This is a genomic window from Lysobacter sp. A286, assembly GCF_054052105.1.
In genome coordinates, this window is sequence record NZ_JBSVRJ010000001.1 from 973,598 (window position 1) to 991,827 (window position 18,230).

General features: G+C 65.9%; 20 protein-coding genes and 1 tRNA gene. 11 read left to right on the forward strand and 10 right to left on the reverse strand.

The genetic code is table 11. The annotated features are described in order from the left end of the window. Positions 1 to 113: 113 nt before the first annotated feature. Positions 114 to 746 carry an XrtA/PEP-CTERM system exopolysaccharide export protein gene (locus ACW7G0_RS04605; protein ID WP_456987929.1) on the reverse strand — a complete coding sequence of 211 codons (633 nt, stop codon included), beginning with the start codon at positions 744 to 746 and terminating at the stop codon, positions 114 to 116. Between the two features lie 153 nt (positions 747 to 899). Here ACW7G0_RS04605 and galE point away from each other — a divergent pair, with 153 nt between their 5' ends. Then, entirely contained in the window at positions 900 to 2,003 is a 1,104-nt protein-coding gene (gene galE / locus ACW7G0_RS04610) for a UDP-glucose 4-epimerase GalE (RefSeq protein WP_456987930.1), read from the forward strand. 26 nt (positions 2,004 to 2,029) lie between these two features. On the opposite strand, the gene ACW7G0_RS04615 is transcribed toward galE, so the two are convergent. The 6 genes from ACW7G0_RS04615 to ACW7G0_RS04640 form a co-directional block, all read right to left on the reverse strand. Further along, positions 2,030 to 2,866, reverse strand: coding sequence for an alpha/beta hydrolase family protein (locus ACW7G0_RS04615; RefSeq protein ID WP_456987932.1), 837 nt, complete (start codon positions 2,864 to 2,866; stop codon positions 2,030 to 2,032). Beyond that, positions 2,863 to 3,723: a bifunctional hydroxymethylpyrimidine kinase/phosphomethylpyrimidine kinase gene (thiD, locus tag ACW7G0_RS04620; RefSeq protein ID WP_456987933.1), complete on the reverse strand. Its 861-nt coding sequence runs from the start codon at positions 3,721 to 3,723 to the stop codon at positions 2,863 to 2,865. Before thiD ends, ACW7G0_RS04615 begins: the two co-directional genes overlap by 4 nt. A 60-nt stretch (positions 3,724 to 3,783) precedes the next feature. Then, on the reverse strand, positions 3,784 to 4,455 hold the full coding sequence (locus tag ACW7G0_RS04625; protein WP_456987935.1) for a YoaK family protein: 672 nt from the start codon (positions 4,453 to 4,455) through the stop codon (positions 3,784 to 3,786). A 4-nt stretch (positions 4,456 to 4,459) separates the two neighbouring features. Further along, entirely contained in the window at positions 4,460 to 5,857 is a 1,398-nt protein-coding gene (locus tag ACW7G0_RS04630; RefSeq protein WP_456961773.1) for a PhoH family protein, read from the reverse strand. Between the two features lie 76 nt (positions 5,858 to 5,933). Next, positions 5,934 to 6,407 carry a peroxiredoxin gene (locus tag ACW7G0_RS04635; protein ID WP_456987936.1) on the reverse strand — a complete coding sequence of 158 codons (474 nt, stop codon included), beginning with the start codon at positions 6,405 to 6,407 and terminating at the stop codon, positions 5,934 to 5,936. A gap of 44 nt (positions 6,408 to 6,451) precedes the next feature. Then, positions 6,452 to 7,063 carry a glycine cleavage system protein R gene (locus ACW7G0_RS04640; protein WP_456987938.1) on the reverse strand — a complete coding sequence of 204 codons (612 nt, stop codon included), beginning with the start codon at positions 7,061 to 7,063 and terminating at the stop codon, positions 6,452 to 6,454. A gap of 144 nt (positions 7,064 to 7,207) precedes the next feature. On the opposite strand from ACW7G0_RS04640, the gene dapA reads away from it, so the two are divergent. Then, entirely contained in the window at positions 7,208 to 8,110 is a 903-nt protein-coding gene (dapA, locus tag ACW7G0_RS04645) for a 4-hydroxy-tetrahydrodipicolinate synthase (RefSeq protein ID WP_456987940.1), read from the forward strand. A gap of 14 nt (positions 8,111 to 8,124) precedes the next feature. Further along, positions 8,125 to 8,673 carry a hypothetical protein gene (locus tag ACW7G0_RS04650; RefSeq protein ID WP_456987942.1) on the forward strand — a complete coding sequence of 183 codons (549 nt, stop codon included), beginning with the start codon at positions 8,125 to 8,127 and terminating at the stop codon, positions 8,671 to 8,673. A gap of 36 nt (positions 8,674 to 8,709) precedes the next feature. On the opposite strand, the gene fdxA is transcribed toward ACW7G0_RS04650, so the two are convergent. Both fdxA and ACW7G0_RS04660 read right to left on the reverse strand, forming a co-directional pair. After that, entirely contained in the window at positions 8,710 to 9,033 is a 324-nt protein-coding gene (gene fdxA, locus ACW7G0_RS04655; RefSeq protein ID WP_456961768.1) for a ferredoxin FdxA, read from the reverse strand. 78 nt (positions 9,034 to 9,111) lie between these two features. Then, positions 9,112 to 9,187: transfer RNA gene (locus ACW7G0_RS04660), tRNA-Glu, on the reverse strand. A 132-nt stretch (positions 9,188 to 9,319) separates the two neighbouring features. On the opposite strand from ACW7G0_RS04660, the gene pcnB reads away from it, so the two are divergent. The 5 genes from pcnB (at position 9,320) to panD (ending at position 13,416) form a co-directional block, all read left to right on the forward strand. Then, complete coding sequence (gene pcnB / locus ACW7G0_RS04665; RefSeq protein ID WP_456987944.1) at positions 9,320 to 10,669, forward strand: polynucleotide adenylyltransferase PcnB; 1,350 nt, start codon at positions 9,320 to 9,322, stop codon at positions 10,667 to 10,669. Beyond that, positions 10,666 to 11,199, forward strand: a complete 534-nt coding sequence (folK, locus tag ACW7G0_RS04670; RefSeq protein WP_456987946.1) for a 2-amino-4-hydroxy-6-hydroxymethyldihydropteridine diphosphokinase — start codon at positions 10,666 to 10,668, stop codon at positions 11,197 to 11,199. The genes pcnB and folK overlap by 4 nt, the downstream gene beginning before the upstream one ends. 15 nt (positions 11,200 to 11,214) lie before the next feature. Then, positions 11,215 to 12,042, forward strand: a complete 828-nt coding sequence (gene panB / locus ACW7G0_RS04675; RefSeq protein ID WP_456987948.1) for a 3-methyl-2-oxobutanoate hydroxymethyltransferase — start codon at positions 11,215 to 11,217, stop codon at positions 12,040 to 12,042. Between the two features lie 15 nt (positions 12,043 to 12,057). After that, positions 12,058 to 12,933: a pantoate--beta-alanine ligase gene (gene panC / locus ACW7G0_RS04680; RefSeq protein ID WP_456987950.1), complete on the forward strand. Its 876-nt coding sequence runs from the start codon at positions 12,058 to 12,060 to the stop codon at positions 12,931 to 12,933. Positions 12,934 to 13,032: 99 nt separating this feature from the next. Beyond that, the gene (gene panD, locus ACW7G0_RS04685; protein ID WP_456961763.1) at positions 13,033 to 13,416 is read left to right on the forward strand and encodes an aspartate 1-decarboxylase; all 384 of its coding nucleotides are present in this window, start codon (positions 13,033 to 13,035) and stop codon (positions 13,414 to 13,416) included. Between the two features lie 40 nt (positions 13,417 to 13,456). On the opposite strand, the gene queG is transcribed toward panD, so the two are convergent. Next, the gene (gene queG / locus ACW7G0_RS04690; RefSeq protein ID WP_456987951.1) at positions 13,457 to 14,617 is read right to left on the reverse strand and encodes a tRNA epoxyqueuosine(34) reductase QueG; all 1,161 of its coding nucleotides are present in this window, start codon (positions 14,615 to 14,617) and stop codon (positions 13,457 to 13,459) included. Between queG and ACW7G0_RS04695 the strand changes: the two genes are divergently transcribed. From ACW7G0_RS04695 to ACW7G0_RS04705, 3 genes are all read left to right on the forward strand, one after another. Further along, complete coding sequence (locus ACW7G0_RS04695) at positions 14,616 to 16,109, forward strand: NAD(P)H-hydrate dehydratase (protein ID WP_456987953.1); 1,494 nt, start codon at positions 14,616 to 14,618, stop codon at positions 16,107 to 16,109. The two genes, queG and ACW7G0_RS04695, sit on opposite strands and share 2 nt — an antisense overlap. Then, positions 16,106 to 16,582: a tRNA (adenosine(37)-N6)-threonylcarbamoyltransferase complex ATPase subunit type 1 TsaE gene (gene tsaE, locus ACW7G0_RS04700; RefSeq protein ID WP_456987955.1), complete on the forward strand. Its 477-nt coding sequence runs from the start codon at positions 16,106 to 16,108 to the stop codon at positions 16,580 to 16,582. The genes ACW7G0_RS04695 and tsaE overlap by 4 nt, the downstream gene beginning before the upstream one ends. A gap of 88 nt (positions 16,583 to 16,670) precedes the next feature. After that, complete coding sequence (locus ACW7G0_RS04705; RefSeq protein WP_456987956.1) at positions 16,671 to 18,179, forward strand: N-acetylmuramoyl-L-alanine amidase; 1,509 nt, start codon at positions 16,671 to 16,673, stop codon at positions 18,177 to 18,179. The last annotated feature ends 51 nt before the right edge of the window (positions 18,180 to 18,230 follow it).

Sequence of the window (18,230 nt, forward strand, 5' to 3'; positions counted from 1 at the left end):
TGGCAGTGCGTGCCGCCGGCACTCCTTCAACAGGACCGGGACCAGCTCGTTCGGCGGCAGCACCTCGTGTGTCGCCGCCGCGGAGCGCCTGGCAGGAAGCGCGACCGAGTTCATCAGAACGTGCGCTCCGGTACCGTGATCACGTCGCCGGGCGCGACCGGATAGTTGGTCGCCAGGTCGCCGCGGTCGAGGATCAGGTCCAGCCGTACGCCATAGGTCTGCGAGCCATCGTCGCTCTTGCGATGCAGGTCGGAGCGGGCGGGTGAGGCGAACTCGGTGACGCCACCGGCGGCCAGCACGGCATCGAGGACGGTCATGCCCTGGCGATACGGGATAGACACTGGTTGTTGCACGGCCCCGGTGACACGCACGCGGGACAGGTATTCGTGGCTGCGCAGGTCGGTCAGGATGACCGCAACCTGGGGGTCGCGGACGAACGCGCCCAGCTTTTGCTGGATATCCCTGGCCACGTCCTCCGGCGCCGATCCGGCGGCGGCGACGTCGCCGATCAGCGGCACGGAGATCTTGCCGTCGGGGCGGACCGGCACGGTGATACCCAGTTCCGGGTTGCGCCACACCGTGACCTGGACGATGTCGTCGACGCCGATCAGGTAGGAGTCGATCGCGTTCGGCAGTTCGGCCGGCGGCGCCGCGGCCTGGGAGCGACCGCCGCTGGCACAGGCGGCCAACAGCAGGCACAGACAGGTCGGCAGGTATAAAACGGCAAAGGTTCGCTGGATCATCATTTGGTGTTTTCCCCGGGTACGCAACTTTGAACGATGCAACCGGCTCAACCCGGCCATGTCGTAGCGGAACCCTCGCGGACCCCGAAGGTTCAGGGCCGGCAAAGGTGTCCTTTTCCGTTGTATCCGTCATTCAGGCAGAACAGAGGGGAATAGATGCATATCCTCGTGACTGGCGGTGCGGGCTACATCGGTTGCCACACTTGCGTGCAGTTGGTCGAACGCGGACACCGGGTGGTGATTGCCGACAGCTTCGTCAACAGCTCGCCGGCAGTACTGCCGCGGCTGCGGCAGCTCACGGGCGTGCCGCTGGTGGCGCATCAGCTGGACCTGCGGGACGCGGATGCCTTGTCGGGACTGTTTGCCACGACCCGTTTCGACGCAGTCGTTCACTTCGCCGCCCTCAAGGCGGTGGGGGAGTCCTGCGAGCGACCGCTGGACTACTTCGACAACAACATATCCGGCACCATCCACCTGTTGCAGGCGATGCGTGCCGCCGGCGTCGGCCGCCTGGTGTTCAGTTCATCGGCGACGGTCTACGGCGACCCCGAGTCGGTGCCGGTCCGTGAGGACGCGCCGCTGCGGGTGACCAACCCGTATGGCCGCAGCAAGTTGGTGATGGAGCAGCTGATCGAGGACTTGTGCGAGCGCGATTCGAGCTTCCGCGCGGTCAACCTGCGCTACTTCAATCCCGTCGGAGCCCATCCCTCGGGCCTGATAGGCGAGGATCCCGGCGGCGTGCCAAACAACCTGATGCCCTACATCTCCCAGGTCGCGGTTGGTCGACGCAAGCAACTGGCGGTATACGGTGGCGACTGGCCCACGATTGACGGCACCGGCGTGCGCGACTACATCCATGTCATGGACCTGGCCCGTGCGCACGCCGATGCGCTGGAATTCATGGTCCGCGAGGACCGCAGCGCGACCATCAACCTCGGCACCGGCCACGGCATCAGTGTCTTGCAGCTGGTCAAGGCATTCGAGCGTGCATCGGGCAAGCGGGTTCCTTACCAGATCGTTGATCGGCGAATGGGAGACGTGGCCGAGGTGTACGCGGATCCGGGCCTGGCTCGGCAGTTATTGGGTTGGCGCGCCGAACTCGGCGTCGACGCGATGTGCCAGGACGCCTGGCGCTGGCAATGGATGAACCCGGACGGCTATGCGGACAGTGACGTCGCACCCGCCACGGAACGACCCGTGGTGGCACGCCATGCAATGGCGACGCCACGACAACCGGTCGAGACGGTTGCGTTGCGTTGAGTGCGGGTTGCTGGCGGAAACGCCGGTCAGTCGAGCAACGCGGACGCGACCGCGCCGGGTTGCTTCATCCACTGGAAATGGTCCGCGGCAACGCCCAGCGCTTGCTGGCCAAGCTGGTCGACCGTCGCGTCGGCCTGCAGCATCTTCGACAGCAGAAAACGCAGTGATGTAGCGGGCGCCAACCAATCGTGCGTCAACACCACCGCGCGGATTTGCGGCGTGGAGATGGCCAGTGCCGCCTCCAGGTCGGTGTCCAGGCCGCGGGCGGCATAACGTCCGCTGAGTGCGGTGCGCGACCAGTCCTCGATCACGCCGCGGGCTTCCAGGCCGCCAAAGCCGATGCGGCGGCCGGGCAGGGCGCCGCACCGGCCGGCCAGCCAGGGCAGGAAGCGATAGGCCAACGGCAACCACCACCGCGTGGGCGACGGGAACGCCCGCCAGTACGGCGCACCACTCGCGACCAGCCACAGCCTGCGCTCCAGTCCGGGGGTCATCGCGATGCGGCAACTGGCGAGTTGGCCACCCAGGCTGTGCCCGCCGATGATCGCCGGCAACCCGGTCGCCACGAGTTCCGTCAATGCAGCCTCACTGGTGGGCAGGTCGCTGTCGAGCAACTCCCGATAGCCCCAATCGCACTGGTTCCCGGCGCGTCGACTACTGCTGCCGTGGCCACGCCACTCGTGCAGGAATACCGCGATGCCGCGCGTGGCCAGGGCGTCGGCGAAGGGCAGGTAATGACGCGCCGCCACGCCGAGCGCCGGTAGCCATAACAGGCTGGAGGACGGTCGGTCGGGGATGCGTGCCAGCAGGTTCCAGCGGTGGCCATCACCGGCCTCGACCGGCAGTTCCCGTGCCTGGATCACTGCTGTCCACTGCTGGCATCGGCCCGGTGGGATGCGGTCGCCGCAAAGTGACCCAGCGCAAAGTGGTCCAGAACCACGATATCGCTGTGGCCCGGCCGATATCCGCCGAGCAGCGCCGCATGCACGTAATCGGATGCGTCGATGCACGCCTGGACCAGGGTCTTGCCCAGGGCGAGGTTGGCGGCGATCGCGGACGCCAGCGTGCAGCCGGTGCCATGGGCTTCGAGCGTCAGGCGCGGGTGCTGGATCGGGAGAATGGTGTCGTTGGCGGCAAGCAGGTCGATGACATCGCCGCCATCGTGCAGATGGCCGCCCTTGAGCAATGCCGCGTTGGCTCCGGTGGACAACAACTCGTCGCAGGCCGCCCGCATGGCCTCCAGGGTGGTAATCGGGTGGCCGAGCAGCAGCTCTGCCTCGGGCAGGTTTGGAGTGATCAGGCTGGCGATCGGCATCAGCCGGTTATGCAGCGCGTCCAGGGCGGCGGGCTCCAACAGACGTGCGCCGGAGGTGGCGACCATCACCGGGTCCAGCACGATGTGCCCTGGGCGGTAGTGCTCCAGCGCATCGGTGACCGCGTGGATGACTTCTGCGTTGGCCAACATTCCCAGTTTGACCACGCCGATGCGGAAGTCATCAAAGCAGGCATCGATCTGGGCACGCAGGAAGCCGGTGTCGGGCACATGCACCGCGATCACTCCGCGGGTGTGTTGCGCGGTCAGCGCGGCGATCGCACTCAGGCCGTGGACGCGGTGTGCGGCGAAGGTCTTCAGATCCGCCTGGATGCCGGCGCCGCCGCCGGAGTCGGAGCCGGCGATCGTGAGTGCGCAGGTCGGGCGAAGGTCTTGGTCGATGGTCATGGCGCCATTGTCACGGATTCTGCCGCACGCGGCCGGGTGCGGGGATGGTGCGCCTGGTCGCTACAGCGCCGCGGGGGGATGGGTATGCCGGTAGAGGGCATACGCCACGCCGGTGCAACCGGTCAGGATCACCGGCAAATACAGCGCGCCATAGTCGAATCGTGCGAACAACCATGCGCCCAGCAAGCCGCCGATGAAGAAAAAACTGATGATCAGCACGCACAACGCCAGCCGCCGTCGACCCAGCGCAAGTCCGCGCATGGCATGGCCGAGCATGATTCCCAGGTCGGTAAACATCCCGCTCAAATGACTGGTCCGGATGAGCGCGCCGCTGTAGGTAGTCGTCATCGCGTTCTGCAGGCCGCAGGCCATGGCGGCCAGCAGGGGGCCGGCCAGGTGTTGCTGGCGGAACAACGGGATCGCGGCAAGCAGCATGACCGACTCGATCGTCAGTACCACGCCGTAGCGCCGCCCCAACTGCAGGGTACTGTCCTGGACGATCAGGCCACTCAACATCGCACCCACCACATAGGCGACGATCATGCCGGCCAGGTGGGTGGTGGCCAGGGTGTCGCCGGCGACCAGTGCCGCACCCAGCAACGAGGTGTTGCCGGTGAGGTGGGTGATGGCTTGCTGCTGGTAGCCCAGGAAGCCGATCACGTTGACGATACCCGCCACGCAGGCCAGGGCCGCCGCGCCGACCCAGACCCACGTGGCAAATCGACTTGCCACCGGGTTACATCACCTCGGAGGCATAGTCGGCCAGCCGCGAACGCTCGCCCCGGCGCAGGGTCACGTGTGCGCTGTGCGGCCAGTGCTTGAAGCGATCCACCGCGTAGGTGAGGCCTGAGGTGGTTTCGGTCAGGTAAGGCGTGTCGATCTGTTCGACGTTGCCCAGGCAGATGATCTTGGTGCCCGGGCCGGCGCGGGTGATCAGGGTCTTCATCTGCTTGGGGGTCAGGTTCTGCGCTTCATCCAGGATCAGCCACCGGCTCAGGAAAGTGCGCCCCCGCATGAAGTTCAACGAGCGGATCTTGATCCGGCTGGCAAGCAGGTCGTTGGTCGCCGCACGCCCCCAACTGCCGCCTTCCTGGTTGTGCGTGAGCACTTCGAGGTTGTCGGTCAGCGCGCCCATCCAGGGCGTCATCTTCTCCTCCTCGGTACCGGGCAGGAAGCCGATGTCATCGCCGACGCTCACCGTTGCGCGGGTCATGATGATCTCCCGGTAGCGTTGCTGGTCCATTGTCTGGGCCAGCCCGGCGGCGAGTGCGAGCAGGGTCTTGCCGGTACCGGCGGTGCCCAGCAGGGTGACAAAGTCGATCTCCGGATCCATCAGCGCGTTGAGCGCGAAGTTCTGCTCGCGGTTGCGCGCGGTGATGCCCCACACCGCGTGCTGGCCGTGGCGGAAATCATCCACGATCCGCAGCACAACCTTGTTCTCGTCGACGCCGGTGACCTTGAGCTCGGCCTCGTCGTCGCCCGGCAGATGCAGGAACTGGTTGGGATACCAGTCATCGCCTTCCACCCGGGATACTTCGTAGTAAGTGCGACCGCCGTCGGTCCAGGATCGCAGATCCTTGCCGTAGCGCTTCCAGAAATCCTCCGGCAATTCGGTTGCGCCGGTGTAGAGCAGGCTGAAGTCATCCAGCGCGCGGTCGTTCTCGTAGTCCTCCGAGATGATGCCGGCAATGGCGGACTTGATCCGCAGGTTGATGTCCTTGGAGACGAACACCACCGACGCTTCCGGCTCGGCTTCGGTCAACGCCAGGATCGCACCGAGGATCGCGTTGTCGGGTACTACCGCGCCGAAACGTTTGCCGGCATCGAAATTGCCGGTCTGGAAGCGCAGGCATCCGATGTTGCCGGCGTCACGCAGCTTCAAGCCGTGCGGCTGCACCAGCGGGATCCCGGACGCAATCCGGTCGCTGCCTTCGGCCTCGATCAACTCGTTGAGGAAGCGGCTTACCTGGCGCGCGTTGCGGCTGGCGTCCGTGGTGCCTTTCTTGCCGTTGTCCAGCTCCTCGATGACCTGCATTGGCAGGTAGACGTCATGTTCCTCGAACTTGAACAGCGCGGTCGGGTCGTGCATCAGCACGTTCGTGTCGAGCACGTAGATCCGCTTGCCTTTTGTCATCGCGAGCTCCGGGTGGGAAATAATGACGGCACACGCCCGAGAGGCGGGGTGGCGAGGGGGCGTGAAGCGGGCCGGGTCACCGGGTGACGGCAGCCTTGAGCTCGTCGAGTACTGCCTGGGCGTGGCCCGGAACCTTGACCGGTTGCCATGACCGGGCGATGACACCCTCCGGGTCGATCAGGTAGGTGCTGCGCACGATTCCCATCACCTTGCGCCCGTACATGTTCTTTTCCCGGATCACGCCGAACGCGTTGCACAGGGCCTCGTCCTGGTCGCTGACCAGGTCGAACGTGAAACCCTGCTTGGCACGGAAGTTCTGGTGCGACTTCACCGTGTCGCGCGACACTCCGAGCACGGTCGCGCCGAGCTTGGCGAATTCCGGCAGCAGTGCGGTGAAGTCGTTGCCCTCGGTGGTGCAGCCCGGGGTGCTGTCCTTGGGGTAGAAATACAACACCAGCCACTGGCCCTGATAATCGGCAAGGCTCACGGTCTGGTCGCTGGACAGCTTCAACGGCAGGTCGGCGGGAACGTTGTCACCGGTATCAAGCATCGATGTGACTCCTCAGGATTTCATCGGGTCAGGACTTTATCGGGTCAGAACTTCATCGGATCGAGGATCGCATCAAGATTGAGGTGATCGCAGAACTCCAGGAAGTCATCACGCAACGCGGCAATGTGCATGCTTGCCGGCACCCCGATCGTGATCTGCGCGGAGAACATCTCGGCACCCGTCTGCATGGCCCGGTACCGGGTGCAATGCAGGCTCTCGATGGTGATGCCCTGGCGATCGAAGAAATCCGACAGCTGGAAGGTGATGCCCGGCTTGTCGGCCGCCACCACCTCGACGATATACGGCAGCAAGTTGGTCTGTACCTGCTTCTCGTCGGTGCGGTACCAGACCAGCTTGATTTTCTCCTCGCGCTCCAACCGGACCAGCATCGCTTCCAGCTTGGCCACCGCGTCCCACGAGCCCAGCGCGAGCGCCGTCACCGAGACATCGCGCCCCACGGTCGACAGACGTGCATCGATCAGGTTGCAGCCGCTGTCGTTGATCCGCCGGGAGACCGGCAACAGGGGGGATTCCGGATGTGTCGACCAGGCATTGATCAACAGGTGGTTTTCGTTCGGTGACGGTCGGGGATTGGGGTCGGTCAAGGCAGCGCCTGCAAGGAGATGACTGGCTTCGGCGCGACGCGCGGACTGCATCGCCCGGAGGCTGAACGGCGGACCGCAAACGGGCCGGGGCTGGAAGCAGCATACTTGCCCGTGCTTTCGCGCCGCAAGTAACATCAACTTGCGACGGCCCTTTTGACTGCACCCTCGCCATTGAATTCATCACAGGACCTCGACTTGCGACTTTCCGGCAGTATCACCGCGTTGGCGACACCTTTTGGCGCTGATGGCGAACTTGACCTGGATGCGTGGCGACGCCTTGTCCGGACGCAGTTGGAAGCGGGGACCCAGGCGGTCGTGGTGGCTGGCTCGACCGGGGAAGCGGCCGCGTTGTATGACGCGGAGTTCGACCTCCTGTTGCGCACCGCCGTGGAAGTGGTCGCCGGGCAAGTCCCGGTCATCGCGGGCACCGGGCAGTCCAACACCGCCAAGTCGATCGAGCAGACCCGGCGCGCCGAGGCATTGGGCGCCGACCTGGCATTGGTAGTGACTCCCCCGTACGTCCGTCCGACCCAGGCCGGCCTGGTCGCCCATTACCGTGCGATTGCCGACGACGGCGCCTTGCCGGTGATGCTCTACAACGTACCGGGACGTACCGGCAGCGATATGTTGCCCGAGACCGTGGCGGCGCTGGCCGGCCATTCGCGCATCATCGGCGTCAAGGAGGCACAGCCGGAGCCGGAACGCATGACGGACCTGCTGGCCCTGCAGTCGGCGGACTTTGTGGTATTCAGCGGCGACGATCCGACCGCTTGCCGGGCGATGCTGGCCGGTGCCGACGGCGTTGTATCGGTCGCCTCCAATGTATTGCCGCGTGCCTTCCGGCGCCTGTGTGAGTTGGCGCGCCACGACAAGCAAGCGGCGGCGCAGGCCTGGGACGGGCGGATGGCGGCGGTGTATAAATTCCTCGGCGTGGAGTCCAACCCGATCCCGATCAAGGCCCTGCTTGCCGCGCAAGGCGTGGGTTGCGGCCTGCGCCTGCCACTGCTGCCACTATCGCCATCCCATCATGAGACTGCAGCCAGGATTGCTGCGATCATCCGCGAACTTGAACTGGCCTGCGACCCCGTCGCGGACTGACCTGGAGATTGCCCATGCGTTCCACCATTTCGTTGTCCCAAGCCGCCGTCGCCGGCATTTTGCTGGTTGGCCTGGCCGCCGGTTCCGGTTGCAGCTGGTTTTCCAAGACCGATGAGCTGTATGCCCAGCAAACCCGCCCGTTGGAAGTGCCGCCCGACCTTGACTTGCCGCGTACCGGCGCGGCGGTGGAAATGCCGGTTGGCTCGGCAACGGCGTCGGAAACCGTCGCGGCAGCGGCCGCCAGTCCGGGTTCGGCCGCGACTGCGGCACCGGCGCAGATGGGCTCGGCGGGAGCCGGGTTTGTCGTCCCGGGCAGTCGTGACGAGGTCTTCGCCCAGGTCGACGCGGCGCTGGCTGAAGTCGACGGGGTTACCGTTGCCAGCCGGGCCAAGTTGCTGGGGGCGTTTGACGTGAACTACCGCGACAGCAACTTTCTGGTCCGGGTGAGTGAAACCGAAGCCGGTGCGTATGTGTCCGCGGTTGATCCGCGTGGCATGCCGGCGGTCGACGAGGCGCCGGTAGCGCTGATCACCGCGTTGAAGGCGGCGTTGGGCGGCCAGTAACCGAGGCCCAAGCGGGGGCGGCGCTTGTCGGCCGCCTCAGCGCTCAAGCAGTGGCAGTTTGCCGGTCTTGTCGTCCCATTCGGCCGCGTCGGCCGGGGCGTCCTTGCGCATCGAGATCACCGGCCATTGTTTGGCAAGCTCGGCATTGAGCTGCACGAACTCCTCCTGCCCGCCAGGGACGTCGTCCTCGGGATAGATGGCATTGACCGGGCACTCGGGTTCACACAAGGTGCAATCAATGCATTCGTCCGGGTCGATCACCAGGAAATTTGGACCCTCGTGGAAGCAGTCCACCGGGCACACCTCCACGCAATCGGTGTACTTGCACTTGATGCAGCTCTCGGTGACGACGAAGGGCATTGATCGGACTCCCCGTTTGGTCGGGCTCAAGGGCGGAAAAGAAGAAAGCCCGTACATCGCTGCACGGGCTTTCGGTGTTGGTGCTCCCTACGAGATTCGAACTCGTGTTTTAGCCGTGAGAGGGCCACGTCCTAGGCCTCTAGACGAAGGGAGCAAGCCCGCACCGGACTCTCACCGTTGTGCGGCCTGCTAGTATATGGCGCGCCGTAGCCATCGGCAACGGCTATTCATGAAATATTTCCCCGATCCTCCCAACTGTCCTCCCAACTGCGGCGACGCCCGCCCGATGCCAGACAAAAATCAACTTCCCGTTCCCGCCCTGCGGATCATCCCTCGCGATCAGCACAACGTATCGCGCAAGGACATCAGTCCCAATGCCTTGCGGGTGCTTTACCGCCTGCGCGATGGTGGTTTCGCTGCCTACCTGGTCGGCGGCGCCGTGCGCGACCTGTTGGCTGGCCGCGCGCCCAAGGACTTCGATATCGCCACCGCGGCGACACCCGAACAGGTCAAGCAGCTGTTCCGCAACTGCCGCCTGATCGGTCGCCGGTTCCGGCTGGCGCATGTGGTGTTCGGTCGCGAGATCATCGAGGTCGCCACCTTCCGCGCCAACACCGACGATGGCAGCGGCGACCGCGAGCAGCACGAAGGCGGCCGCCTGCTGCGTGACAACGTTTACGGCACCATCGAGGACGACGCGGTCCGCCGCGACTTCACCGCCAACGCGCTGTATTACGGCATCGAGGATTTTTCGGTACGCGATTACACCGGTGGCTTCGAGGACGTGCAGAACCGCCTGATGCGGCTGATTGGCGACCCGGAAACACGCTACCGGGAAGACCCGGTGCGGATGCTGCGCGCTGTCCGGCTGGCCGCCAAGCTGGGCTTCCAGATCGAGCCCGCCACCGCTGCACCGATCCGGCCGCTGGCACCGCTGTTGGCCGACTCGGCACCGGCGCGCTTGTTCGAGGAGTGCTTGAAGCTGTTCTTGTCCGGTCACGCGGTCGAGAGCTTCCTGGGCCTGGAAAAACACGGCCTGCTGCCGATGCTGTTGCCCGAAAGCGCTGCTGCACTGACGGCCAACCGCAGTGGCGCGCTGCGCAAGATGGTACTCGACGGCCTGCGCGGAACCGACCAGCGTGTCGCGGATGGCGAGCCGGTGTCGCCGGCGTTCCTGTTTGCCTTGCTTCTTTGGCCGGCGTATTGCCGGACACTGATGGCATTGCAGGCGCAAGGGGTGCAGGCGATCGAGGCCCAGCGCCGCGCAGCCGACCGCGTCACCGTGCACGAGCTGGCGATGGTCGCGTTGCCGCGCCGGTTCTCGATCCCGATGCAGGAAATCTGGCTGCTGCAATCGCGTTTCTCACTTCGCCAGGGCAAGCGGGTGTCGCGGATGCTCTCCCACCCGCGTTTTCGCGCCGCGTTCGACTTCCTCACGCTTCGGCTCGGGGTGTCGGACGAGCACGCCGAGGATGTCGATTTCTGGCTCCAGGCCCAAAAGGAGTACGGGCCGTTGTTGGCAACCCAGCACGACGGGGACGACGAACCATACCCAGGTGACTCGGCCGACGCCGGCAAGCCTTCCAAGCCACGGCCACGACGGCGCAGTCGGCGCACGGCGGCTGCCGACGAATGAACCCCGGCGTCGCGGTGTTCGTTGGCCTTGGCAGCAACCTGGGCGACAGCGCCACCATCATCGGGTCCGCCCTGGGCGCGCTGGACGCCTTGCCCGGCACCCGTGTGTTGAAGGCCTCGCGCCTGTATCGCACCCCGGCGTGGGGACTGACCGCGCAGCCGGATTTCCTCAACGCAGTGGCGTTGCTGGAAACCACATCGGCCGCGCAATCACTGCTGGCGGCGATGCTGGGCATCGAACGCGACGCCGGCCGGACACGCCGCGATGATGGCCGCGACCGCTGGGGCCCGCGCACACTGGATCTCGACCTGTTGTTATATGGCGACCAGGTGATCGATCAACCCGGCCTGCAGGTTCCGCACCCGCACCTGCATGAGCGTGCGTTTGCGCTGCTGCCGCTGGTGGAGATCGCGCCCGATGCCCGGATTCCCGGCCGGGGCCTGGCGCGTGAGTTGCTCGCCGCGATGGCCACCGACGACATCGAAGCGCTACCGTATGCACTCCCGCCGCGGACTGACGCGGCTCGTTAAGCGAAGAGCGCAATCATGTATACCTCCGCCGCCGTTCCGGCTGACCGCAAGCCCTGGACCGTTCCGTTGCTGCGCGCGGCCAAGAACGATGACCGAAAACTGGTGATGCTGACCTGTTACGACGCCGGGTTTGCCCGCGTGGTGGACGCCGCAGGTATCGACCTGGTTCTCATTGGCGACTCGCTGGGGATGGTCGTACAGGGGCACGACAGCACCTTGCCGGTGACGGTCGATGACATTGCGTACCACACCGCCTGCGTCCGACGTGGGTTGGCGACCGCCTTGCTGGTGGCCGACATGCCGTTCCAGTCCGACGCCACGCCGCTGCGTGCGCTGGATGCGGCGACCCGGTTCCTGCAGGCCGGTGCGGCCATGGTCAAGATCGAAGGCGCGGGGCCCAAGCTTGACGTGATCCGCTACCTGGTGGAACGCGAGATACCGGTGTGTTCCCACCTCGGCCTGACCCCGCAGTCGGTGCTGCGGCTGGGCGGCTATCGGGTGCAGGGCAGGGATGACGCAGCGGCGGAGCAATTGCTCGAGGATGCACGCGCCGTTGCTGCGGCCGGTGCGGAGTTGCTGGTGCTCGAGTGCGTGCCAACCCCGGTGGCAGCACGCATCACCGCCGAGTTGGAAATCCCGACCATCGGCATCGGCGCCGGCCCGCAATGCGATGGCCAGGTGTTGGTGCTGCACGACATGCTCGGCCTGGCAGGCGGCTCGCGTCGGCCCAAGTTCGTCAAGGATTTTCTTGCCGAGGGTGGATCCGTCCTTGGCGCGATGCAGGCGTATGCGGCCGCGGTACGCGAAGGTCGGTTCCCCGACGCCGCGCATTCCTACGCCTGACGGGTTGCAGACGCGATGATCGAGACCGTCACGGAACTGTCCGCGCTGCGCGAGCGCGTCGGTGAGTGGAAGCGCGCGGGCCTGCGGGTCGGCTTCGTGCCGACCATGGGCAACCTGCACCCCGGCCACCACTCGCTGGTGAAACTCGCCGGCCAGAGTACCGACCGGGTGATCGCCAGTGTGTTCGTCAACCCGACCCAGTTCGGTCCCGACGAGGACTTCGATCGCTACCCGCGTACCGCCGATGCCGATGCGGCCGGGCTGGACGCCGCCGGCGCCGACCTGATGTGGCTGCCATCGGTCCCGACCATGTACCCATACGGCGTCGAGGCCACCGTGCAGGTGCGGGTGCCCGGCGTGACCGAAGTGCTGGAGGGTGCGCGTCGCCCGGGCCATTTCGACGGTGTGTCGACCGTGGTGTCGCGTCTGTTCAATCAGGTCCAGCCGGACGTGGCGGTATTCGGACGCAAGGACTACCAGCAGTTGGCCGTGATCCGTTACCTGGTCCGTGACCTGGCATTTCCGGTCGAGCTGCTGGCGGCTCCCACCCTGCGTGAGACCGACGGGCTGGCGATGAGTTCGCGCAATCAGTACTTGTCGGCCAGCGAGCGTCCGGTCGCGGCGCAGATCCAGTCGTGCCTGCAGGCGATGCGGCACGCCAGCCAGGCCGGGCAGGCTCGGGAAACGGTGGAGTCCGATGCCGTGCAGCGCCTTGCCGAGGCCGGCTTCGAAGTGGATTACGCGGTCCTCAGGCGCCCCGACCTGACCGTACCGACGCCCACGCAGTCGGCGCAGTCACCCGGTACCGATGACCCGGATGCCCGGGTCGCGCTGGTTGCCGCGCGCCTGGGCAGCACCCGGCTGATCGACAACCTCGAATTCAGGCGCTGATCGCAACCGGTGTTTGGCGCGCGCTCATGTTGCGCCGCGCCATCGACTGGTAAACTTCAATGCCCTGAAACACCTGCGCGCCGCGTTGGAGCCATCGCAATGCAACTGAACCTGCTCAAGGCCAAGATCCACCGTGCCACCGTCACGCATGCCGAACTGCATTACGAAGGTTCGTGCGCGATTGACGGCCGGTTGCTGGATATTTCCGGCATCCGTGAGTACGAACAGATCCACATCTTCAACATCAACAGCGGGCAGCGCTTCATCACTTATGCGATCCGTGGCGAGGAAGGCAGCGGGGTGATTTCGATCAACGGGGCGGCCGCGCATCGCGCGAAGCCCGGCGATCTGGTGATCATCTGTGCCTACGCCGAGTTCGACGAGGCCGAAGCGGCGAAGTACAAGCCGACCCTGGTCTATGTCGACAGTGACAATCGGCTGACTCACACCAACAACTCGATTCCGCCCCAGGCGGTTGCCTGACGGGCTTGTTGCGGCGGTAGCACGCCCGTCGCCGAGTCGGTCAGTCGGGCGCCATGGTCTGCGCCCGGGCGGCGTGTTGCTGCAATGCCCACTGGACGTGTTCGCGGATCAGTGGGTCTTCGCTGTCGCGGCGTGATTCCAGCGCGGCCAGAACCTGCGGTGTCGACGGTGCGTTGCCCAGCGCGACAGCGATATTGCGCAACCAGCGCTGGTGCCCGCTGCGGCGGATTGCCGAGCCTTCGGTGCGTTGCAGGAACTCTTCCGGCGTCCACGCAAACAGCTCTGCCAGGCTGGCCTGGTCCAGATGGTTGCGGGCGCGGAAATCGGGCTCGTCGGTGCGCTTGGCGAACTTGTTCCACGGACACACCAGTTGGCAGTCGTCGCAACCGAAAATGCGGTTGCCGATCGGCTCGCGAAACTCCAGCGGGATCGACCCTTCGTGCTCGATGGTCAGGTAGGAGATGCAGCGCCGCGCGTCGAGCCGGTAGGGCGCGGTGATCGCACCGGTCGGGCAGACATCGATGCAGCGCGTGCAGGTGCCGCAATGGGCGGTAGCCGGCTCGCTGATGGGCAGCGGCAGGTCGAGATAGATCTCGCCCAGGAAAAACCACGAGCCACCATCCTTGTCGATCAGGCAGGTGTGCTTGCCGATCCAGCCCAGTCCGGCGTTTCGCGCCAGTGCCCGCTCCAGCACCGGGGCGGAATCGACGAACACCCGGTGGCCGAAGGGGCCGACCAGATCGGCGATCCGCGTTGCCAGCCGCTGCAGGCGTTGGCGCATGAGCTTGTGGTAATCGCGGCCCAGCGCGTAGCGGGCAACGTAGGCGCGCTCGCCATCGTCCAGGGTTTGCCAGGCCTCTTCGTCGTCGCGACGTCCGTAGTCGAGGCCGACCGATACCACCCGCAACGTGCCCGGAATCAGCTCGGCCGGGCGTGACCGTGCATCACCATGGCGCGCCATCCATTCCATCGATCCATACAGGCCCTTTGCGAGCCAGTCACGCAGGTGGGCCTCGTCTTCACCCAGTTCGATGCCACTGATACCGCAGTGCTGGAACCCGAACTCGCGGGCAAGCTCGCCGATACGCTGGGCGACTGCGGAGTAGTCGGGCGCCAGCGCAGCGTCACTGGGCGTGGCCGGGGGCAGGGCGGTGGGCAGTCGGGTATGGGTCACGGCTTGCCAAGTATAGAATCGCTGCATGCTTGCTGCCGCCGCCCTGTTTTCCGTCGCCGCCGTGCGCGAGGTCGAGGCCCGCGCGCTGGCGGGGTTGGGCGACAGTGCCGAGTTGATGCAGCGCGCCGGTCAAGGCGCATGGCGAGTGGTGCTGCAGCGTTGGCCGGCGACCCAGTCGTTGTTGGTGGTATGCGGCCCAGGCAACAACGGTGGCGATGGGTACGTGCTCGCACACCATGCCAGGCAAGCGGGCAGGCAGGTCCAGGTTGTGCGGTTGCCAGGCCATTCGCCGAGGACCGACCCGGCGCGCCTCGCCGCCGCGGCTTACCTGGCCACTGGCGGCGCCGTGGTCGAGTTTGAGGACGCGTTGCCGGCGGCCGAGCTGGTGGTGGACGCGCTGTTCGGAATCGGCCTGACACGGACGCCCGACCCGCTGGCGGTGGCGTTGATCAGGGCGATCAACCGGCATCCGGCGCCGGTGCTTGCGCTGGACGTGCCCAGCGGCGTGGATTCGGCGACCGGCGCGGTGGCGGGCGAAGCGGTTGATGCCGCATGCACGTTGGAGTTCATCGTTTCCAAGGCGGGCATGCGCACCGGCGCGGCACGCGATCACGTCGGCAAAGTGCAGCGCTTCTGCCTCGGGCTGGACGACGGATTGTTTGACGGGATCACCCCGATGGCCGAGCGTCTGCAGGCCATCGATCTGCAGCGGTGGCTGCCGCCGCGACGCCGCGACAGCCACAAGGGCCGCAATGGCCGGGTGCTGTGCATCGGTGGCGAGCACGGCCATGGCGGGGCGATCATGCTGGCCGCCGAGGCGGCGCTGCGCAGTGGTGCAGGCCTGGTCGACGTGGTGACCCGCAGCGCGCATGTGGCTGCACTACTGGCCAGGTTGCCCGAGGCCATGGTCCACGGTCATGCCGATGATGCCGATGCGCTGGATAGCCATTTTCTAGCCAGTGCCAACGTGGTCATGGCGGGTCCCGGCCTGGGGCAGGGCGACTGGGCGCGTGCGTTGCTGCAACAGGTTCTGCAATCACCCAAGCCGTTGGTACTGGACGCCGATGCGCTGAACCTGATCGCGAAGCAGTCGCTTGCGACCCCAGCCAATACGGTGCTTACCCCGCATCCGGGTGAAGCGGCGCGTTTGCTGGATTGCGATACCGCCGATATCCAGCGGGATCGATTTGCCGCCGCCACCGCGCTGGCGACGCAGTTCGACGCCGTGGTGGTACTGAAGGGAGCCGGCAGCATCGTTGCCGCACCAGGCCGGACGCCGCGTTTGATTGATGCCGGCAATCCCGGGATGGCGGTTGGCGGCATGGGCGATGTGTTGAGCGGGGTTATCGCCGCGTTGCGCGCGCAAGGCCTGGAGGCCTTCGATGCCGCCAGTTGTGGCGCGCTGCTGCATGCCGCTGCCGGAGATGCTGCGGCCGCCCGGGACGGTGAGCGCGGACTGTTGCCGAGCGACCTGATGCCCTGGTTGCGCGAGCTCGCCAATCCGGAATTGCCACGATGAGCCTGTTCTGGTTGCCCGACCCGTCCAGTACCGATCAGCTTGGCCGGTCGCTTGCGGCGTCCCTCCCGCCGCAAGCGGTGGTGCACCTGCGCGGAGAGCTGGGTGCCGGCAAGTCCAGTCTTGCCCGTGCTCTGCTGCGGGGGCTCGGCGTGCAGGGGGCAATCCGCAGCCCCACCTACACCCTGGTTGAGCGGTATCCGTTGTCCAGCGGCGGTGAGGCCTGGCACCTCGACCTGTACCGGATTGGCGATCCCGGTGAGCTGGAATACCTGGGCCTGGATGGCGAGGACCCGGTTCTGTGGCTGGTGGAGTGGCCGGAACGTGGCAGCGGTCACCTGCCGTCGCCGGACCTGTTGATCGAGCTGGCGGTGCAGAAAGATGGCCGGAGCGTGCAGTTGCTGCCGCAAACGCCGGTGGGGCAGGCTTGGCTGGATCGGATGGAAAATCACCCCCCGATCATGATCAACTCCTGAACGTTTCCACAAGAGTATGCGGCAGGTGTCGGATTCTTAAGGGAAAAAGTGCTTGCAATCGAAGGGAAGCAGTGATTGACTACCGCCCATGCGAGTCGATGGCGCCACCTTCAAGAATTTCCTGCTGGGTTTGACGCTGGTATCGGCGTCGGCTTGGGGCATCGCGGGCGCCAGCCAGGTTCAGGGCGTGCAGTTGAGCAATGGTGCGACCGGCACCCGTGCCGAGATCGCGTTGGACAAGGCAGGTGAGTTCAACATCATCAGCCTGGCCGGCCCGGACCGGCTGGTGATCGACCTGCCGGCATCGTCGCTGGCGGCAAACCTGCAGGTTCCGGCCGGCGCCGGCGTGGTCACGGCCGTCCGTACCGGTCAGCCGGTTCCCGGCACCGTCCGGATTGTCTTTGATCTTGGCCAATCGATTACCGCGATCACGCCACGGATCGAATCGGGTCCTTCAGGCCCGCGTCTGGTAGTGCAATGGCCGGGCGACGGTGCGGCGGCGCTTGCGTCTACTCCTGCGCCGGTCAACAAGCCCGGCGTCGAGCCGCAGGCAGTGGTCGACAATGTTGTCGTTGCCCAGGCTGTCGCCGCTCCCGTTTCCGACGCGCCAGCGGTTGACCAGACGGCAGCATCCGCCGAGGCGACCAGTCGCTTGATATCGCAAATTGCGGCGCGCGTCGCTGCTGCCGAACCGACGACCGCAGCTGTGGTTCCGACCACGGTTGCCACCGGCATTCCTACCCGGGTTGCCACTGGAAAGCCTGCGGTCCCAGCGGCTCCCGCCCGAGCGGCGAGCGATCCGGTGAAGACCCTGGAGCAGATCATGCAGGGTCGCGGTATGCGTCCGCTGGTGATCGCGATCGATCCCGGGCACGGTGGCCAGGATCCCGGTGCGATCGGCAAGAATGGTACGCGCGAGAAGGATGTCGTGCTCGCGATCAGCAAGGAGCTGGCGCGCCAGATCGACGCCACGCCCGGCCTGAAGTCCTACCTGACCCGGGATAACGACGTATTCATTCCGTTGAACAAGCGTGCCCGCCTGGCGCGCGCGGCCAAGGCCGACCTGTTTATCTCGATCCACGCCGATGCCGCCGAGAACCGCGGGGCTGACGGCTCTTCGGTCTACGTACTGTCGCTGCGCGGTGCCTCTTCGCAGCGCGCACGCTGGTTGGCCGACAAGGAAAACTCCTCCGACCTGGTGGGCGGGGTACGCCTGGCACAGACCAACAATACTTTGGCTTCGGTACTGCTCGATTTGACCCAGAGTGGTCATATGAAGGCCTCCGCGGACGCCGCCGAGGAGATCCTCGATGGCCTCAAGCGGGTAGGCAACATCCACAAGCCGCACATCGAACGCGCCAACTTCGCCGTGCTGCGGACCTCCGACATGCCGGCGATGCTGGTGGAGACCGCCTTCATCTCCAACCCGGCCGAAGAGATCCGTCTGCAGCAACCCGCGTTCCAGCGCAAGTTGGCGAGCGCGGTGCTCGACGGCGTCAATACATTCTTCACCCGGCAGCCACCGCCAGGCACGATGTATGCCGCTCGGGCGGCCGTCACGACGGCTTCGGCGGGAGCCGCTGGCGGCAGTCCGTAGCTTCCGGACGGGGTCGGTTGGCGGCGACACTCGGTTATGATCGAAGGTCTG

What these genes read in the sequence shown, in the direction of transcription:
- ACW7G0_RS04605 (WP_456987929.1), bottom strand. Translation starts at nt 746, where the DNA reads ATGATGATCCAGCGAACCTTTGCCGTTTTATACCTGCCGACCTGTCTG.
- galE (WP_456987930.1), top strand. Translation starts at nt 900, where the DNA reads ATGCATATCCTCGTGACTGGCGGTGCGGGCTACATCGGTTGCCACACT.
- thiD (WP_456987933.1), bottom strand. Translation starts at nt 3,723, where the DNA reads ATGACCATCGACCAAGACCTTCGCCCGACCTGCGCACTCACGATCGCC.
- ACW7G0_RS04630 (WP_456961773.1), bottom strand. Translation starts at nt 5,857, where the DNA reads ATGACAAAAGGCAAGCGGATCTACGTGCTCGACACGAACGTGCTGATG.
- ACW7G0_RS04635 (WP_456987936.1), bottom strand. Translation starts at nt 6,407, where the DNA reads ATGCTTGATACCGGTGACAACGTTCCCGCCGACCTGCCGTTGAAGCTG.
- ACW7G0_RS04640 (WP_456987938.1), bottom strand. Translation starts at nt 7,063, where the DNA reads ATGCAGTCCGCGCGTCGCGCCGAAGCCAGTCATCTCCTTGCAGGCGCT.
- ACW7G0_RS04650 (WP_456987942.1), top strand. Translation starts at nt 8,125, where the DNA reads ATGCGTTCCACCATTTCGTTGTCCCAAGCCGCCGTCGCCGGCATTTTG.
- fdxA (WP_456961768.1), bottom strand. Translation starts at nt 9,033, where the DNA reads ATGCCCTTCGTCGTCACCGAGAGCTGCATCAAGTGCAAGTACACCGAT.
- pcnB (WP_456987944.1), top strand. Translation starts at nt 9,320, where the DNA reads ATGCCAGACAAAAATCAACTTCCCGTTCCCGCCCTGCGGATCATCCCT.
- folK (WP_456987946.1), top strand. Translation starts at nt 10,666, where the DNA reads ATGAACCCCGGCGTCGCGGTGTTCGTTGGCCTTGGCAGCAACCTGGGC.
- panB (WP_456987948.1), top strand. Translation starts at nt 11,215, where the DNA reads ATGTATACCTCCGCCGCCGTTCCGGCTGACCGCAAGCCCTGGACCGTT.
- panC (WP_456987950.1), top strand. Translation starts at nt 12,058, where the DNA reads ATGATCGAGACCGTCACGGAACTGTCCGCGCTGCGCGAGCGCGTCGGT.
- panD (WP_456961763.1), top strand. Translation starts at nt 13,033, where the DNA reads ATGCAACTGAACCTGCTCAAGGCCAAGATCCACCGTGCCACCGTCACG.
- ACW7G0_RS04695 (WP_456987953.1), top strand. Translation starts at nt 14,616, where the DNA reads ATGCTTGCTGCCGCCGCCCTGTTTTCCGTCGCCGCCGTGCGCGAGGTC.
- queG (WP_456987951.1), bottom strand. Translation starts at nt 14,617, where the DNA reads ATGCAGCGATTCTATACTTGGCAAGCCGTGACCCATACCCGACTGCCC.
- tsaE (WP_456987955.1), top strand. Translation starts at nt 16,106, where the DNA reads ATGAGCCTGTTCTGGTTGCCCGACCCGTCCAGTACCGATCAGCTTGGC.
- ACW7G0_RS04705 (WP_456987956.1), top strand. Translation starts at nt 16,671, where the DNA reads ATGCGAGTCGATGGCGCCACCTTCAAGAATTTCCTGCTGGGTTTGACG.